General features: G+C 41.7%; 15 protein-coding genes, 1 pseudogene and 1 riboswitch. Of the genes and pseudogenes, 1 reads left to right on the plus strand and 15 read right to left on the minus strand.

All coding sequences use genetic code 11. From position 1 onward, the window contains the following. Window positions 1-210: 210 nt before the first annotated feature. The 11 genes from AS888_RS26745 to AS888_RS07580 form a co-directional block, all read right to left on the minus strand. Window positions 211-333 carry a hypothetical protein gene (locus tag AS888_RS26745; protein ID WP_260320152.1) on the minus strand — a complete coding sequence of 41 codons (123 nt, stop codon included), beginning with the start codon at window positions 331-333 and terminating at the stop codon, window positions 211-213. A 210-nt stretch (window positions 334-543) separates the two neighbouring features. Next, the gene (locus AS888_RS07535) at window positions 544-1,563 is read right to left on the minus strand and encodes a thiazole biosynthesis adenylyltransferase ThiF (protein WP_061141537.1); all 1,020 of its coding nucleotides are present in this window, start codon (window positions 1,561-1,563) and stop codon (window positions 544-546) included. After that, window positions 1,560-2,327 carry a thiazole synthase gene (locus AS888_RS07540; protein WP_061141538.1) on the minus strand — a complete coding sequence of 256 codons (768 nt, stop codon included), beginning with the start codon at window positions 2,325-2,327 and terminating at the stop codon, window positions 1,560-1,562. The genes AS888_RS07535 and AS888_RS07540 overlap by 4 nt, the downstream gene beginning before the upstream one ends. A 1-nt stretch (window position 2,328) precedes the next feature. Further along, entirely contained in the window at window positions 2,329-2,532 is a 204-nt protein-coding gene (gene thiS, locus AS888_RS07545; RefSeq protein ID WP_061141539.1) for a sulfur carrier protein ThiS, read from the minus strand. A gap of 14 nt (window positions 2,533-2,546) precedes the next feature. Further along, window positions 2,547-3,671 (minus strand): glycine oxidase ThiO, encoded by a 1,125-nt coding sequence (thiO, locus tag AS888_RS07550; RefSeq protein ID WP_061141540.1) that lies wholly within the window; start codon window positions 3,669-3,671, stop codon window positions 2,547-2,549. A gap of 1 nt (window position 3,672) precedes the next feature. After that, on the minus strand, window positions 3,673-4,284 hold the full coding sequence (locus AS888_RS07555) for a thiamine phosphate synthase (RefSeq protein WP_061141541.1): 612 nt from the start codon (window positions 4,282-4,284) through the stop codon (window positions 3,673-3,675). Window positions 4,285-4,318: 34 nt separating this feature from the next. After that, entirely contained in the window at window positions 4,319-5,095 is a 777-nt protein-coding gene (locus AS888_RS07560; protein WP_061141542.1) for an energy-coupling factor transporter transmembrane component T family protein, read from the minus strand. Further along, window positions 5,096-6,574 carry an ABC transporter ATP-binding protein gene (locus AS888_RS07565; protein ID WP_061141543.1) on the minus strand — a complete coding sequence of 493 codons (1,479 nt, stop codon included), beginning with the start codon at window positions 6,572-6,574 and terminating at the stop codon, window positions 5,096-5,098. 12 nt (window positions 6,575-6,586) lie between these two features. Beyond that, window positions 6,587-7,171, minus strand: coding sequence for an ECF transporter S component (locus tag AS888_RS07570; protein ID WP_061141544.1), 585 nt, complete (start codon window positions 7,169-7,171; stop codon window positions 6,587-6,589). Between the two features lie 15 nt (window positions 7,172-7,186). Beyond that, window positions 7,187-7,870: a thiaminase II gene (tenA, locus tag AS888_RS07575; protein WP_061141545.1), complete on the minus strand. Its 684-nt coding sequence runs from the start codon at window positions 7,868-7,870 to the stop codon at window positions 7,187-7,189. 129 nt (window positions 7,871-7,999) lie between these two features. Next, window positions 8,000-8,127, minus strand: a riboswitch (TPP riboswitch). A gap of 483 nt (window positions 8,128-8,610) precedes the next feature. Beyond that, window positions 8,611-9,648, minus strand: coding sequence for a LacI family DNA-binding transcriptional regulator (locus tag AS888_RS07580; RefSeq protein ID WP_061141546.1), 1,038 nt, complete (start codon window positions 9,646-9,648; stop codon window positions 8,611-8,613). 226 nt (window positions 9,649-9,874) lie between these two features. Here AS888_RS07580 and AS888_RS26750 point away from each other — a divergent pair. Then, window positions 9,875-10,231, plus strand: a pseudogene (locus AS888_RS26750) (transposase); the annotation flags it as partial. A gap of 79 nt (window positions 10,232-10,310) precedes the next feature. Here the strand turns inward: AS888_RS26750 and AS888_RS07590 are convergent. The 4 genes from AS888_RS07590 to AS888_RS07605 all read right to left on the minus strand — a co-directional run bounded on the left by AS888_RS07590 (window position 10,311) and on the right by AS888_RS07605 (window position 16,597). Further along, complete coding sequence (locus AS888_RS07590) at window positions 10,311-13,061, minus strand: pullulanase (RefSeq protein WP_260320153.1); 2,751 nt, start codon at window positions 13,059-13,061, stop codon at window positions 10,311-10,313. An 827-nt stretch (window positions 13,062-13,888) separates the two neighbouring features. Further along, window positions 13,889-14,662 carry a 2-keto-4-pentenoate hydratase gene (locus AS888_RS07595; RefSeq protein WP_061141548.1) on the minus strand — a complete coding sequence of 258 codons (774 nt, stop codon included), beginning with the start codon at window positions 14,660-14,662 and terminating at the stop codon, window positions 13,889-13,891. Further along, complete coding sequence (dmpG, locus tag AS888_RS07600) at window positions 14,659-15,720, minus strand: 4-hydroxy-2-oxovalerate aldolase (RefSeq protein ID WP_061141549.1); 1,062 nt, start codon at window positions 15,718-15,720, stop codon at window positions 14,659-14,661. The genes AS888_RS07595 and dmpG overlap by 4 nt, the downstream gene beginning before the upstream one ends. Continuing rightward, window positions 15,713-16,597 carry an acetaldehyde dehydrogenase (acetylating) gene (locus AS888_RS07605; protein WP_061141550.1) on the minus strand — a complete coding sequence of 295 codons (885 nt, stop codon included), beginning with the start codon at window positions 16,595-16,597 and terminating at the stop codon, window positions 15,713-15,715. Before AS888_RS07605 ends, dmpG begins: the two co-directional genes overlap by 8 nt. Window positions 16,598-16,602: the final 5 nt, after the last annotated feature.

Raw genomic sequence — 16,602 nt, forward strand, 5'->3', positions numbered from 1 at the left:
TTCATTACGCATGGGCCTTTGGCTAAACTGACTGTTGATTTCATCAATCGGTACAGATTCTAATATGTTGGATGAGCAGGACGAGGATATGTAATGGTTCTTTTCCTGCTGCTAATGCGGAGCACGACTAGTTTAACCAGTTAGCTATCATGGCTCCATTCTTCAAATAAAAAGGATGGCTAAATGACAGCATTTTTCCCCATTTGGTCGCTACACTTCAAATCCGATCGCAGTCGAGCTATGCGCTTCGCTGTTCAACAAGGCTTTAACATAATTGATTTTTTTCTGTAATCCCCCAGCATTTTTCATCCAATCTACTAACCGGAGCCTCATCTGCGCGGTTGGCTTTCAAATTTAAGATTATCATATTTTTTGTCGTATATTCTGTTAAATCTATTATATTCGCCTTTTTCATTGATTTTTTTTTTGTTGTTAGTATCTGAGAAGGCGCCCTTACGTAACGATGCTTATTTTCACTTTATTTAGGTTAATGAAAAAGGAGCTTGGGTACCCAAGCTCCTTTTATTCAAACGAAAAAACGTTTCATCCTAAAAATCGATGATATAAAGTTTTTGCTTCCGCAATATCTTTCGTTCCATGAATCAATGCCCGTCCGTCTTTAAAAACGACCAACCGATGTTTTCCGACGGAAAATGAAAGTAAATACGGATTTCTTACAACATGGCCGTCTTGAGCGTGTAAATTGTTTTCGAGCTCCGCGAGATCCCATTCCTGTTCCTTTGATGGCCGAATCTGGACAGTGTCCCTCCCGCATAAGACCGCTGTTTTTGTTCGGTTTGCATAAGAAAGGTGGGGATACGTTCGGTTCTTCCCGCATGAGGGACAACTGTCTTTTTTTAATTTCGCTACATGTATGGACGAATGTTCATTTTTCCAAAGATCGAATGAAACGATTTTGTTTCTTAGGGATCCATAATCTTCGACAAGAATTTTCAAAGCTTCCGTTAATTGATGGGCAACGACCGTTTGAACGGCAGGGCTAATGATTCCCGCCGTATCACAAGTCAGCCCTCCAATCGGAACCGTTTCCAGCAAGCAATTCAAACATGGGGTCACCTGTGGAATCACCGTATAGCTTATCCCATAACTCCCTACACAGGCACCGTATATCCAAGGTATGTTAAATTTTTGTGCACTATCATTTATGAGCATCCTCGTATCGAAATTATCCGTGGCATCCACTATTAAGTCCACTCCGTATACGAGCTGCTCCAGTTCATCAACCGATACATCCGATACGAGCGATTTAACGATAACTTCTGAATTTAAGGCATTCAAGCGCTTCTTTGCTGCCACTGCTTTCGGTAGTCTTTTTTCAGCATCTGCTTCACAATAAAGCTGTTGTCGCTGAAGGTTGCTCCACTCCACATAATCTCTGTCCACAATCGTCAGCTTTCCGATTCCTGCCCGGACAAGACCTTCAGCACTTCCTGTTCCGAGAGCACCTGCCCCAATCACCAAAACATGTTTTTTACGGATTTTCAGTTGCCCTTCTTCCCCTATAGGGCCAAAAAGCTCTTGACGTGAATAACGTTCATTCATCCCATGCTCATTCCTTCTACTGGACTGCTGGCTATGGCGTAATCATTTTTTTCTATTCTTCCAGCTTCATACCCTAGTCGACCAGCCTCAATGGCAAGTTTCATTGCTATCGCCATTTTGATCGGATCTTTTGCTCCGGAAACTGCCGTGTTAAGCAAAACACCATCCGCTCCTAATTCCATCGCGATTGCCGCATCGGAAGGAGTACCGATTCCAGCATCAACAATTACCGGAACTTCGGCTTGTTCGATGATGAATCGTAGATTCAGTGGATTTAAAATGCCCTGACCAGAGCCGATAGGTGAAGCACCAGGCATGATTGCATGACAGCCCACTTCCTCCAGGCGCCTCGCTAGTAACACATCATCCGAAGTGTAAGGTAAAACGATGAACCCCAGTTTCACTAATTCCTCAGCAGCTTTTAACGTTTCAATTGGATCAGGCAAAAGCGTTTTTTGACAACCGATGACTTCAACCTTAATCATGTCACATAGCCCAGAGGCCTTGGCAAGCTGCGCTATGCGAACGGCTTCTTTGGCGGTTTTCGCACCTGCTGTATTAGGAAGAAGTGTATATTTCTTCAAATCAAGTTTTTCTAAAAAATTAGGTTGAGTCGCTTCAAAAATGTTCATTCTCCTAATCGCAAATGTTAATATTTCGGTCTCTGAAACCTCCACAGCTTGCTTTTGAACATCGAAGTTCGGATATTTTCCAGTACCTAACAATAACCTTGAAGAAAATTCATAAGAACCAATCTTTAACATATCATCCGCCTCCTACAAAATGTACAATCTCGACCTTGTCTCCATTTGACAAAAATGTTTTACTTAGGTGTTCTTTCGCTACTATTTCATCATTCAATTCAACAATCACTACTTTTTGATGTAAATTAAAGTGTTGCAAAAGCGCTGTGACTGTTGATTCATCAGCAGGAACCCGTATTTTTTCCCCGTTAATAACCAATTCCATTTCTTTCACCTCCATTAAGAAAAAAGTGGCTGTATTGCACGATCCAATCGAAAAGCGGACCATTGAGGTTTTTTCTTCTTTTCTACCATATCCGCCATAAGCACACCTGTAATTGGAGAAAGCAGGATGCCATTCCTGTAGTGCCCCGTTGCAATGAAAAGTCCATTGCATGCTGGATGTTCACCAAAGTATGGCAGACCGTCCCCTGTTTGGGGCCGTATACCTGCCCATGTCTTTTCCAATTCGGTTTCTTTAATGGCAGGAAGCAATTGCGTTGCTCTTTCCATTAAAGTTGAAATTCCTTCGAGACTTACCTTTTGATCGAAAGTATTCGCTTTAACCGTTGCCCCGACAATGATTCTCCCGCCAACCTTTGGTACAAGATAGCAACCATCCGAAAAAATCGTTCTTTCAAGCAATGGTGAATTCGTCAGAACGGAAAAGCATTCTCCCTTTACCGGATAGGTGTCGAGGGTAACCCCTAATTTCTCAAGGAGGAATGCGCTCCAAGCCCCACTTGCTACAATGACATTTTCACATGAAAATTCTCCTATATTCGTGACAACGCCTTTTACTGCTCCGTCCTTTGTACATAAATCTGAGACATGTACAAATTCCTTTATATCCACACCTAGGGCAGCTGCGGATTTAGTGAAAGCGAGTGACAGTCTGGTGGCTGAAACTTGTCCATCTTTCGGAATATACATGGCTCCTTTAAGCTCATCCGAAAGAAGCGGTTCCGCTTTCCTTGCTTCGGCAGTCGATAACCATTGGGCCTCAAGGCCGGCAGCTTGCTGGGTTTTGATTATGTTCTTCAACTTGGCTGCCCCATCATTCGTTAATGCCACCTTGAACATCCCTTTGTTCACCAATTCAATGTCAATTCCGCTTGTGTCTTTCAATTCTTCGGCCAGTTCCGGAAACATCTCCCTGCTTTCGGTTGCCAATCTAAAAAGTGGCTGATCGACATCTAACTCGGATTGCGCTCCTAACATCCCTGCTGCAGCACTGGATGCTTTACTGGCAAGTCTATCTTTTTCCAATAACAGGACTTTTTTACCTCGTTTGGCTAATTGAAAAGCAATCGACCCACCTATCACTCCTCCCCCAACAATGATTGCATCATATATGGAATTCATCTTATATCTCCTTTCCCAAAGACTTCGAATATTCTTTAACGGCTTTAATCGGATCTTTAGCTTCAAGCACACCTGACATGACTGCAATTCCTCGTGCCCCTGCATCCAGGACGACTTGACAATTGGATGGTGTTATTCCTCCTATCGCAATAATCGGAAGATTGACACTTCTTGTGATTGCATGAAGTTCCTCAATTCCCTTAGGAGGAAGACCGCGTTTCGAATCCGTTTCAAAAACATGTCCGTAAATCCCGTAATGGGCCCCTTTACTGAAAGCGGCTTTCGCTTCAGCCATGGAATGAATCGAACAGCCAACACTCATCCCTGGAAATGCTGCTTGTACGACCCCTGCATCTAAACTATGAAAAGCCAATTGCACACCAAAGACCTTGTGTACCCATGCTACATCCACCCGGTCATTAATGATGATCTTAGAAAGCGGAATCTTTTTATCATGTAAAAGGGTCACTGCTCGATAAAGTTCCGAGGCGCTACTTTGCTTTTCTCTGAAATAAAAGTAATCAACATGTTCCTGTATATGCGAAGCGATCTCTATGAACTTTTCTATTGGCTGTTTCCCGGTAGAAATAATATGCAATTGTTGTGCATTCATACGAAGAACCCCTTACCTGTATATACTCATAAAATTAAATCGATACTAACGGGAATTGAATCGATAGATAAAAACCGGCCAACAGCAGGATGATGAAATATAAGATGAATCCTTGGTCGTATTTTGAAAACCCGAAGTCATAATAATATGTTCGATCCCTCGTATCTGTAAATCGCTTCGCCTCCATTGCAACGGCGATTCTGTGAGCTCTTCTAATGCTTCCGGATAACAGCGGAATGGAATAGGCTTTCATTTTGAAATAGATCGATTTAACTCCTGTTCCTCTTTCAAAACCGCGTACCTTCATCGCGTTTCGTATCGTTTGAAACTCCTGCATCATGATCGGAATAAGCCTTAATGCAGCCATGAAACTATAAGCATATTTTGGTTTAAGCTTAACTTGCTGCATTAACGAATAAAACAAGTTCACAGGTCGCGTCGTTAAGGAAAACGTTAAACCGAGTGCTGCAAAAAGCAAAGCTCGAAAGCCTACAAGTAATCCTCTCATGAAACTTTCTTCTGTAATTGATATAAGGCCCCATTCAAACCAAAGTGTCTTCCCTTTACCAAAAAAAATCATCGCTAGAGAAGTGGATATGAAAATGAAACCAAAAGGGATAGACAAGAGTATGATACGTTTTATCGAATGCCCGGTAAAACACAAAAATATGAGTAAAACACCCATGGTGACATTGATCATATAATTCAGATCATCGATGAATAATGCCACTATGCATAACACCATCAATACGAAAAGTTTAAGACTTGGATTAATCTTATAGAGCCATGTTTCTGCATTTGTAACGGTCATCTACATGACACTCCTTTTATATTGAGAAACTTCGGTTTCCATACATCCTGGCTGGATGACTTTTTCATCACTTATTACGTTCCCATCCTGAACCGTCAAGATCCTCGTTGCGAAGTTTTTTGAAATATGATCGTCATGCGTAACCATGATTACGGTTACGCCGCGGCTTCGATATACCTCAAGCCATTCCAGTAGAGCAAAGGTATTCTTCGAATCTTGACCAAAGGTAGGCTCATCCAAGAGAATGATTTTCTTGTCTTTAACGATTGAAGCGGCTACACTTAAGCGACGTTTTTGACCCATTGATAATTGAAATGGATGTTTATCCCGATGTGCCTCAAGGCGGAACACTTTAAGCAATGAACGGACTCTCTCATCTATTTCTTGTTGCGGCCTTTTATCTATCCGCAATGAATAAGCAATTTCTTCATATACCGTATTTGCAACGAACTGAAACTCAGGATTTTGAAACACAAACGTCATATGATCAATTGGGTTTTTCACTCTTTTAATGGAGGTCCCCATTAAATCATAGATACCACTCGTTTTAATGAATTGCATCAGTGCATGCAAAAGAGTACTCTTACCCGCTCCATTTTCTCCCCTGATTACAATCCATTCCCCTGAAGTGACCTCGAGCTCATCAACCTTGATTTTCTCTTCTTTATTCCGAAAACCGCTAAAATCTCGGACTTGCATAAGAGGAACATCATCCGTGAGTGGTTGTTTACGAACAGGTGCATGATTCTTAACATACTCATCCCAAACACCAGGGAACCATATCCCATGTTCTTTCATTTCATTTTTATACCGTGAAAGAATGGTGTCTTTTGGGCCATCAGCAATAATTTGACCTTCATCATTAAAAAGCACGATTCGATCAATGAATTCTAAAACATGGTCAATTTTATGTTCCACTACAATAACCGTTTTACCTCTACCGACTTCCTTCAATAATTCCCACATTTCTTTTGTTCCTTCCGGATCGAGCATGGCAGTCGGTTCATCTAAAAACAGAACTTCTGGTTCAAGGGCCAGTACTGAAGCGATTGCCAGACGCTGTTTCATGCCGCCTGATAATGTATCAATACTTGTATGAATAGCTCTTAAGTTCAATCCAACTTGATGAAGGTGATGTTGGATCTTCTCTTTCATTTCTTGCTTAGGGACGGAAAGATTCTCGAGAACGAAAGCAACTTCCTCATCGGCAAATGGCATGCAAAACTGACTATCAGGATCTTGAAAAACATATCCCCATGAGGAAGGACACTTCAATTTTCCCGCTTTCAACGGCACTTCAATGGAATTCGGAATCAATCCACTTAACACTTGTAAAAGGGTCGACTTTCCACATCCTGATGGTCCCAACAATAACACTTTTTCACCTTTCCCAAATGAGATCGATAGATCCTTGAAGATCATGGACTCATCACCAGGAAATTTCATTCTTAACTTCTCAACAGAAACGATTTGTTCCATACACATCAACCTCTACTTTTGATCCAGCTCTGCATAATCTTTACTAGAAACTGGACGTACAAGATTCGTTACCCCTGTTGTTTCTAAAACCTTAACTAAGTAGTAAGCAGTCACACCGGCAAAGAAAACGGAACCTATGAACCTCGCTATCATGAATAACGATAGATTCCAGGTAGAGAGCGCTCCAATTTCCCCATATGCAAAATCCATGAAGACTGAACCCAAACAAGAAGCGATCGCCGCTAATACAGCCACTGACATATTGAATTTTTTATATCTGAACACCATGAACACCAGCTCCGCGAACAACCCTTGCACGACCCCATATAAGAGGACGGTCAGCCCCCATGGCGAACCTAGAAAGAATTCACCGGAAGCTGCAGCTATCTCCGCCAGAAGTGCCACACCCGGTTTCCGTAAAATTAAAAAGGCTACGGGACCAGCAATAAACCACATTCCATAAATAAGTTGATCTACATGTAACCCCAATGGTTTAGCGAAATAATAAATCGAACCCCAGAGGATATAGATGATCCCAAATGCTACAGCAATCACGATCGTGACTAAAACATCCGTTAATTTCAACCCTTTTTTCATGGTTATTAATCTCCTTTACACTTCTAGTGTTTCCTTATGCACCGGCCATGTTTCCAAATCGTAAGCCATTTCCCAAAATGAATATTCATACTGGCTGCTAAGGATAAAATGCTCTTTCATCCGTTCTCTATCTGCATCCGTTACTTTTTCAGCAATCTCATCAAGCCTCGCAATTTGTTCTTCCACCAAGGTGCGGAACCACTCTCCACCGTACGCCGCTATCCATTCTTGATAAATCGGCTCATCGGGTATGCACCCCTGCAGCTTTTCACCTATTTCATAATACAGCCAATAACACGGCAGGATCGCTGCAATAACATCTCCTAAATGTCCCGAATAAGCCGCACGATACATATGGGAAGTATAGGCATAAGCAGTCGGTGCAGGCTTGAAATCATCCCTTTCTTCTTTTGTGATTCCTAATCTCTCAGAAAAATTCTCATGAAGCTTCAACTCCGCTTCATATGTACCTTGTGCATGGCCGGCAAGCCTGCTGGTTGTATGTAAATCTGGAGCTTTGACTGCCCCTAATGCTTGAACTCTAGCAAAATGTGATAAATAATAAGCATCTTGCAAAACATAAAAACGAAAACATTCCAAACGTAATGTACCATCACCTATTCCTTTAACAAATGGGTGATTAAAACTCGCTTCCCAAATATGATCCACTTCCTGCCGAATTTCCTCTGAAAACTTCATCATCATTTCCTCCAAATTTTTATTTTTTTAAAGACTGAACCGTGAAAGAACCTCCTTTTTTTTGGCAAATAAAAAACCACTTTCTTTGACGTAAGAAAGTGGTTGTACTTGAAATAATACAAAAACGTATTGTTCCAGCCCCCACTTCCCTACGCTGGTATAAACCAGATCAGGTTCTAAGGGTCTTAAAGTCATACTTTAATCTCAGCTTCTCAGGTAAAATAGCTTTTACCAATAAAGCACCCCTAGTGGTACAAATTGTATATATCATGCAGTTGCCTTTATATTAACACGATAAATTAAATTGTCAAACAGATTAGAAAAGTTTTCTGGCCGATACCTTATAAGGTTGGATTGCTAGTTTGCCAAGGTTGGCGGATTACTCGTCAATTTGGACTATTATGGCACTTAAAGATATTTTTGTTTATTCAATGATTTTTGGAGCTGGTTTAGCGATAGTATCTTTATTAGCTGCTGGGTGTATTTGCACCATCTAACTTTAATCAATATTTTTGATATGATTATCTTTCCAAAGCTTCATTTTTTCATGACACGATTTTTGTAGTTTCTTCTTAAATCAATCTGTGTATCAATCATTTCCTCGGTGGTGGCCGTTTTTGTCAATTTCCTTGATTATCATGAAATAAAGAGGTATGGCAACATCCAGCCTTATTGCTGATTTTTTTTTAGAGCTCATGGAAAAGGAATCAAAGCGGAAAAGATAGGGCCCCTCCAACAGATCAGCGGCGTGTTGATCTAGGAGGAGCTGTGCTACTCCCTACCATAAATGTAACAGGTAGCGAAATTCGCGATTGTTGTTTGAGACGATTTGCATCTTCTATTTGTAAAAAGAGTAAATCTACGGCTTTTTCACCTTTTTCCCCTACATCCTGTTTGACTGTTGCTAAAGTCGGCGTCATAAAAGTAGAAAAGTAAGATCCATCAAACCCTACTACAGAATAATCGTCAGGAATTTTACAACCTTTTTCGTTCAGGCATTTGTACACCCCTAAGGCGGACACGTCTGAAAAAGAAAGGATGGCAGTGGCATTTGTTTCTGTTATTATCTTTTCAGTCGCTTCAAAACCGCCTTGAGCGGACGTGTCTGATTCGAATATGAGATTTTGGTCAAAGCTGCGATTTTTCTGAAGCGCAGATCGGTATCCACGAAACCGCCGTCCGTTCACAGAGTCCGGCTCCAAGTCCCCAGTGATGAGGGCTATGCGCTGATGACCAAGTGATAACAAATGCTCGGTTGCGACGCGTCCGCCGAATGCGTCATCAATCCCTACTTGAAAAGGAGCCGACTCATCCAAGTAGCTGTCCAAAAACACAATCGGAAGATCCAGCTCTTTCACTTTTGCTACAACTGGCGAATCCGATTTCGCACCTACAAGAATCAGTCCATCCAGGTTCCTTTGAGTTATAAAGGTTGTCAGTTCTTCGGGGGATTCGATTCCCTTAAGGACAATATCAAATGATTTTTCCCTTGCCTTTGATTCAATCCCTGAGACCAACTCCCAATAAAACGGGTTATTCTTAATCCTACCTTCCGGCTGTAAAAGAGAAACGACCACTCCAAATAGGTAGGACTTCCTTGTCCGAAGATTTTTGGCAGCCAGGTTCCCGCTATATTGATAACTGTCGATGACCTCTTTCACACGAAGGGCTGTTTCCACTGATACCCTGCCCTTGGAATTGATCACGTTTGATACGGTAGCGATGGAAACATTCGCCTTCTCCGCGATGAATTTAATGTTGATATTTTCCTGAAGCATCTTCCACCCCTCCGACTTATTAATAAACAAATCGTACCATAATTTTCAAAAAAACGCAGGCAGGTATCTGATCTGCACCCCAATTGTTAGAAAAAAACGTCTATCTATTGGAGGTGCAGTTTCTTTATGGCCAAATTCACACCACAACATTAAATACAAGCTGTACAAAGATATTTTCAAGGTACAGAGAGGGTTAAAAGGATAGCTAAATCCATTGGTGTATTCTCTGGATTTAATTGGAGAAATCATCGCCTGCAATATCCAATCAAGTCCAATTTAACCTTTAGTCTCCCAGATGGTAGACCAGGTCCTTATGCGATTGGAATTGGAAGATTCACGCATCCTTCATTCGGATCAAGTCTGGCATTACCAGATGAAATCAAATTCACATACCTTGAAGACATACGGGATTACACAATGTATGTCTCGGAAGGGAAATTGTCTCGACATCACTGTGATGGAAAACTTCTTCGGCTTATTAAAATCTGAATTACTTTATTTACAGAATTTTATGGAGCATTCCAAAGAAAAACTGGAAAATTACATACATTATTACAATCATCAGTGAATTAAAGTGAAATAAAAAGGCATGAGTCCGGAAGATTTCCGGGTTCATGCCCTCATGGTTGCCTAACTATTCTAACTTTTTGGGTTCATTTCACTTATTTCTGCTTAATCACGACCGTTGTTAAAGGATCGATGGTGATTTGGTTTTTATTCACCGTCAAGCCCGATACTTTCTTGACTTGCTTCCGGCCCGCTTCATCATCATCGACAAGTACCTTACCTTTTCTTAAATCTTCATCTAGTGTAAGCGATCTCTGTTTCTCATCGGCGTTGATGAACACATAATAGGTATCTTTTCCTTTTTTTCCTGTGGAAATACTTTTATAGGCCAGGACCAGATCGGTCTCTTCAATCTCAGGTGCGGCAATCATCGTTACATTAGAATCCACGAGAGAGCGAGAACCCAATCGGAACGCATTGGTCGATTTTCTCAGCTCAATTAACCCTTTTGTATATTCCATTGTTTCCTTATGAATCGTATCATTTGTTACAGCCTCCCAATCGAATTGGTTGATTACATCCGTAGAATCGTAGGAATCGTGAATGAAATAAGGGTTTTCAAATGGTTTTCCATTTTCATCAGTCATGTATGTGTACTTCGCCTCTGGTTTCTCTTTATCTTTCCACTGTTTGGTAATTCCATATTCTTGACCTGCGTGAAGGAAGGAGATACCTTGACTTGTTAATACCATGGAATTCCCGATTCTAATACGCTTTTGGATTTCTTCCTCGTGCTTGGCTGGATCTTTTTGAATTGACTGGGCGATCACATCATGTAATGTGAGATTATCATGAGCAGCAATGTACTGCACGACATCACCAGGGTCATCTTCTGACACATTTCCAGGCTGTCCTTTGATATTATTGAAAATGGTTTGGACGTCTCTTGCACCGCCTGTAATAAAACGAGGCTCACCTTCACTACCGTATCCTGATTTCAATTCATTACGGATTTCATCAGAAAAGACAGCAGCTCCATTGGTTTCGTCCATCCAATCCTGATCTGCTGGAGTAACGCTTTCACCTGAACTGCCATCACCGACAAAGGTGCGCCAGCCTTCCCCTAACATTAATATATCCGGGTTCAGCGCTTTCGCTTCCTCGTAAGCCATCTGCACACTTTTGGCATCGAGGTCGCCCATCAAGTCGAAACGAAAGCCATCCACCTTGAACTCATCTACCCAGTATTTGATGGAGTCGATCATCAACTTGCGCGACATGTCATGGGTGGTTCCCACTTTTCCACCGCCATAACCGACCTTCACGTCCCCTTCTTCATCCATAAAGTGGTAATAACCTGGAACTAGGTCTTCAAGGATACTTACTTTGGCTGTGTGATTATAGACAACATCCAAAATTACACCCATTTTACGCTTATGGATTTCTTTTATTAGGTGCTTAAATTCAGCGATCCGCTCTTCAGGATCTTGCGGACGTTCTGAATACATTCCGGAAAGAGCAAAATACGAATGTGGGTCATAGCCCCAGTTGTAATTGTTGTCCTGGGCTGAATACTCCATCTCTCGGGTACTGCTGTCCAGTTCATCACCGAAATAATATTTCATCACTGGAAGCAACTGTATATGTGTAACCCCAAGCTCTTTCAAGTAATCTAATTTCTCAACAAAGGCATTGAAGGTACCAAATTGGGAGTCTAATTCGCCTTCTATGCTTGGGTCTGAAGTGAAATCACGCACATGTGCTTCCCAAATGATCGCATCTTCCCGTTTTTCAAATCCTTTGATTTTAGCAAAATCCAGTTTTGGTCCAATGGATGACGGATCAACAATCGCGGCTTTTCCTACCTCATCATTGTCTTCATTATTGGATGCTGCCATTGATTTTGCATAAGGATCCAGCGCCAGTTTTTCTTCACCGTAGGCTTCAATTTTGTATTGATAAAAATAACCTTTTAAATCTTTTATCCCTGTATTGCGTTGATCTAATGTGATCTCCCATACGCCATTCTTCCCTTTTTCCATAGCGATATCGTCTTTAATCACTTTATACTGGTCATCCTTATCATAAAGAACGACTTCCACATTGGCTACGATTGGTGACCAGAGTTTCAGTGTGGCTGTGCCGTCTTGGTGGGGGATAGCTCCCAATTCATCATCGTAAGCAAACTTTTTATCAATAAGCTTCCAGTCCACTTTCACGTTAGTGGATGTTTCTTGGTACTTCAATGTATGGGTCTGAGTTAAGTCTAGCTTTTTGGATGTTGTTAAGGTTACTGCCTGCCCTTCAGCTCGTTGTGAAACCAGTGGAATCACTTTTCCATCCGCACGAACTAAAGTGAAATCCGAGATTTTGGCATCTTCGACCTCCTGACTGAGCTTGGCAATTATTTCTCGATCACTTGTGATTTTTGCCATTTTTACACTTGTACTTACATATGGTTCATCTAAGTATACATTTGTATCTCCTTGGACAATCCAGAATTCTCGTTCCCCTGTGGCAGGAAAACTCCGGTCGTTTGACGTATCTTTCTGGTCTCCTTTGTGTACGATAAAATTCAGCCCATTTTTAATATCGATGACAGGGATGTCCACATATCTCCCCCACTCGGATGTTTCATCAAATAGGACTGGAGAACTGAAATCGCTGTCCGATTCAATTGCCGGGCTGCTAGGATCCTGATTCCACAAGTGCAAGCCCCACCCCTCATAATTCCCGTCTAAGCGTTTGTAATGAACACGCACATGATCGTCAGGTATTTCTGACAATACTGCGCCTTCTGCATAACTTGGGGAAGTACCTGTCCAAGTTAGCAAGGGTGATAAACTAAGAACTAAAATCATCGTAATTCGCAAGACAACTTTTAACCAACCTTTCTTTTTGTGCACGTTTCCTCTCCTCCTTTTTTGATTAAACGTTTAATCAAAGCAAAAAAATAAAAAGTCGCCTTTAAAAAAAGCTTTCAAGCACATATATTGTAACACAATTCTCCATTTTCTGAATTTTTGATCTCAGGAAAGTACGAAACACTCACTAAGACCTGATCTTTTATTCCTGGTTTGCGACTCTTTCGAAATATGTGGGGAGCGAAGAAAGCCTCATTCTATCTTCTAGTTGATTTGGTTGGTAATTTTTCTCCTGAAGCAATCGAGTCATCTTCCACCGTAACTTCTGGGTGATAACTTGGGAGAGTGATGTTTCCTGATTCATCGAGTGAGAATACTGTGTATGAGTACCAGACTCCTCGGATGCTTGGAAACTATTAAGAAATGAATCCCTAGAATGGAACCCCAAAATCCATATTCCGGAGGAGATCAAGTCACGTAACAAGGGTATGTGGACGATGGGGGGACAGCCCTGGAGGAACAGAAATTGGGATATTAATAGAACAAAAAGACAAGGTGATTATGAAGGTTCTCTTTACGTTGTGATATCAAGGATCATTAAGGGCTAGACCCATTAGCACTATTAATTCCCAATTATCTTGATTAGATGTGAGAACTATTGAAATTTAAATGGTTCTCACATCATTTACATGTATTTAATGTACATATTGTTTTCTAAAAGTTTGATCATTTTATGGTGTCTTGTTAAACTAAAGCATTTTTTATGGCGAACAAACACCACATAAAATTCATTAAATGTAAAGGGTCCAAATTTACTATTGGCGACCTCTTCCGATGCATTGACTTCACGCAATTGATTCCCACCTCTTTCACGCTATGACATGCAATGTCAGTTTCCCAAGCTTACCGTAATCTGCTATAATTTCATCGTTTGCCTGTATGGAAATGGCATCTGTAATACCGCCTACCAAAACGATCATACCAGCTTGAATGGAAAGTCCTTCCCGGCTTATCATCTTTACAAGTTCCACGATCGAATGAATCGGATGATCGAGTACAGCCTCACCAAGCCCCTTCTTTTGCATTTCACCATTTTGAAAGAGCATAACTTCTGCTAGTGCCCAGTCCGTGTGATATGGAGAAAAAGCTTGATTGCTAAGCAGGATTTTGGCTGAGGATGCGTTATCCGCCACTACATCTGTAAGTGTAAAAGAAAAATTTTTATAACGACTGTCAATGACTTCCAATGCTAGAAATACACATTCTACGGCCGGCCATACGTCTTTCGCCGTTATATTTGCACCTTTCAATTCCCCCTTGAACAAAAAAGCGAATTCGGGCTCCACTCTCGGATGAATGAATTCCCCAACTTTTAAATATGGATTATTAAGTTCCATGGCAGATGTCAGCCTGCCATAAATCGCTTCCTCTACCCCTACTTGCTGTTGCTTGACTTTGCTAGTCAAGCCCATCTTCCACCCGATGAATTTGTTATCACCGGTGAGCGTTTCATTAATGCTCAACTTCTGAATTTCATAGGCTTGATTTACTGTGAGTTCTGGATTGGATAATGTAAGTTTATCCATCTCATAGCCATTTCTTTGCGATTCTGCTACATGTTTTGCTAGTTGAACAAGTTTCATCTTAAAGTCCCTTCTTTCTGTAACGCCATTTGCTTTGCCACTTCAATGATCGTATCTTCCTGTCCACCAACCACTTTTTGCCGACCAAGCTCCATTAAAATATCCCTTGCGTCGACTCCATATTTTTTCGCCGCTTTATTCGCATGCAATAAAAAGCTGGAGTACACGCCACTATATCCCATTATTAAACTCGAATCTGTTATTTCCTGGGGCTTTTGCATGATTGTATTTCCCACTTCCTCCGAAAGATCAAGCATTTTATATAAGTCGATATCCGTACGGATGCCCAGCCTATCCAGAACGGCAACAAGCACCTCCGTCTGGGCATTCCCGGCTCCTGCACCGAGACAGCGGATGCTGCCATCAATTCGATTCGCCCCCTCTTCAATTGCTACAAGTGAATTTGCCACAGCGAGTGATAAGTTATTGTGAGCATGAAAACCGATATCGATATTCAAATTTGTTTTTAATAAATTGATTCGCGTCTTCACTTCTTGGGGCAAAAAAGCCCCTGCGGAATCAACCACATACACAGCATCCGCTCCATAGGATTCCATTAAAAGGGCTTGTTCAACAAGTTTTTCGGGGGATGCCATGTGAGACATCATTAAAAATCCAATTGCTTCCATACCGAGATGTTTCGCAGCCTCCAGATGCTGCTTTGAGACATCGGCTTCGGTTACGTGTGTTGCAACGCGCGCCATTTTGGCGCCTACATCAGCTGCTTCTCTTAATTGATCAATTGTTCCTATACCCGGAATTAAAAGGACGGAAATAGCGGATTCGCCAGCTACCTCAACAGCCGCCTCAACTAATTCGATATCATTCACTTTTGAAAAGCCGTATTGCAAGGATGATCCGCCTAGGCCATCTCCGTGTGACACTTCAATGTAAGGGACACCCGCAGCACTGAGTTTCCCAGTCAGATTCTTTACTTGCTCGATCGTAAACTGATGTGCCACTACATGGCTCCCATCCCGCAAAGCCACTTCCGTTACTACTACATCTCTTTCCAAACGAACTCCTCCTTTACCACTTCCATTTTCGTTTTCATACATAACCATTGAAAATATTTTTCGCCATTTCTTCCCCTACTTTTACAGCTGAAGCCGTCATTATATCCAAATTACCTGCATAAACGGGCAGATAATCTCCTAACCCCCTCACTTCCAGAAAAACTGTTATTTGTTTACCGTCAATGATCGGCTCTGCCTTCAGACTATATCCAGGAACATATTCAGAAACCTTTTCGACCATCTTATGAATGGAGGTCATTATCGCTTTCACATCAAAAGGATCAGATTGAAGGAGACAGTGAATCGTATCCCTCATAATGAGTGGCGGCTCGGCAGGATTTAGCAGAATGATAGCCTTTCCCTTTTTCGCTCCACCGACCTGCTCCAGTGCCCTTGCCGTCGTTTGGGTAAACTCATCGATATTCTCCCGAGTTCCGGGACCGGCACTCTTGCTGGAAATGGTCGCGATTATTTCAGCATATTCGACTTGGGCCACTTGACTGATCGCATGAACAATTGGGATTGTCGCCTGACCGCCACAAGTAATCATATTAACTTCCATTTCTTCCATATTGTTCTGCAAATTGACAGAAGGAACAACAAAGGGTGCGATTGCGGCCGGAGTCAAGTCTATGACCCTCTTGTTCAACTTTTTCAGGGCTTCATAGTGAATCATCACGTGAGCCTTCGCGGATGTGGCATCAAACAAAATGTCTGCAAGCTCCGGCTTATCTAAAAATCCATCCAGGCCATTTGCAATGATATGATGTCCGTGCGCTCTAGCCCTCGATAAACCCTTTGATTCCTTATCAATACCAATCATTACCGACATTTCAAGAACATCCGACCGGTGGATTTTCATCATTAAGTCCGTTCCGATATTCCCTGATCCGATAATGCCTACTTTTAGCTTTTTCATGGCAC

The organism is Peribacillus simplex, assembly GCF_001542915.1.
Taxonomy (GTDB): Bacteria; Bacillota; Bacilli; order Bacillales; family DSM-1321; genus Peribacillus; species Peribacillus simplex_B.

Excerpts from the sequence above, each read along its gene's own strand:
- thiO (WP_061141540.1), bottom strand. The coding sequence starts at position 3,671 with ATGAATTCCATATATGATGCAATCATTGTTGGGGGAGGAGTGATAGGT.
- AS888_RS07555 (WP_061141541.1), bottom strand. The coding sequence starts at position 4,284 with ATGAATGCACAACAATTGCATATTATTTCTACCGGGAAACAGCCAATA.
- thiS (WP_061141539.1), bottom strand. The coding sequence starts at position 2,532 with ATGGAATTGGTTATTAACGGGGAAAAAATACGGGTTCCTGCTGATGAA.
- AS888_RS07580 (WP_061141546.1), bottom strand. The coding sequence starts at position 9,648 with ATGCTTCAGGAAAATATCAACATTAAATTCATCGCGGAGAAGGCGAAT.
- dmpG (WP_061141549.1), bottom strand. The coding sequence starts at position 15,720 with ATGTATGAAAACGAAAATGGAAGTGGTAAAGGAGGAGTTCGTTTGGAA.
- AS888_RS07560 (WP_061141542.1), bottom strand. The coding sequence starts at position 5,095 with ATGACCGTTACAAATGCAGAAACATGGCTCTATAAGATTAATCCAAGT.
- AS888_RS07595 (WP_061141548.1), bottom strand. The coding sequence starts at position 14,662 with ATGAAACTTGTTCAACTAGCAAAACATGTAGCAGAATCGCAAAGAAAT.
- AS888_RS07570 (WP_061141544.1), bottom strand. The coding sequence starts at position 7,171 with ATGAAAAAAGGGTTGAAATTAACGGATGTTTTAGTCACGATCGTGATT.
- AS888_RS07540 (WP_061141538.1), bottom strand. The coding sequence starts at position 2,327 with ATGTTAAAGATTGGTTCTTATGAATTTTCTTCAAGGTTATTGTTAGGT.
- tenA (WP_061141545.1), bottom strand. The coding sequence starts at position 7,870 with ATGAAGTTTTCAGAGGAAATTCGGCAGGAAGTGGATCATATTTGGGAA.
- AS888_RS07605 (WP_061141550.1), bottom strand. The coding sequence starts at position 16,597 with ATGAAAAAGCTAAAAGTAGGCATTATCGGATCAGGGAATATCGGAACG.
- AS888_RS07565 (WP_061141543.1), bottom strand. The coding sequence starts at position 6,574 with ATGGAACAAATCGTTTCTGTTGAGAAGTTAAGAATGAAATTTCCTGGT.
- AS888_RS07535 (WP_061141537.1), bottom strand. The coding sequence starts at position 1,563 with ATGAATGAACGTTATTCACGTCAAGAGCTTTTTGGCCCTATAGGGGAA.
- AS888_RS26745 (WP_260320152.1), bottom strand. The coding sequence starts at position 333 with ATGAGGCTCCGGTTAGTAGATTGGATGAAAAATGCTGGGGGATTACAG.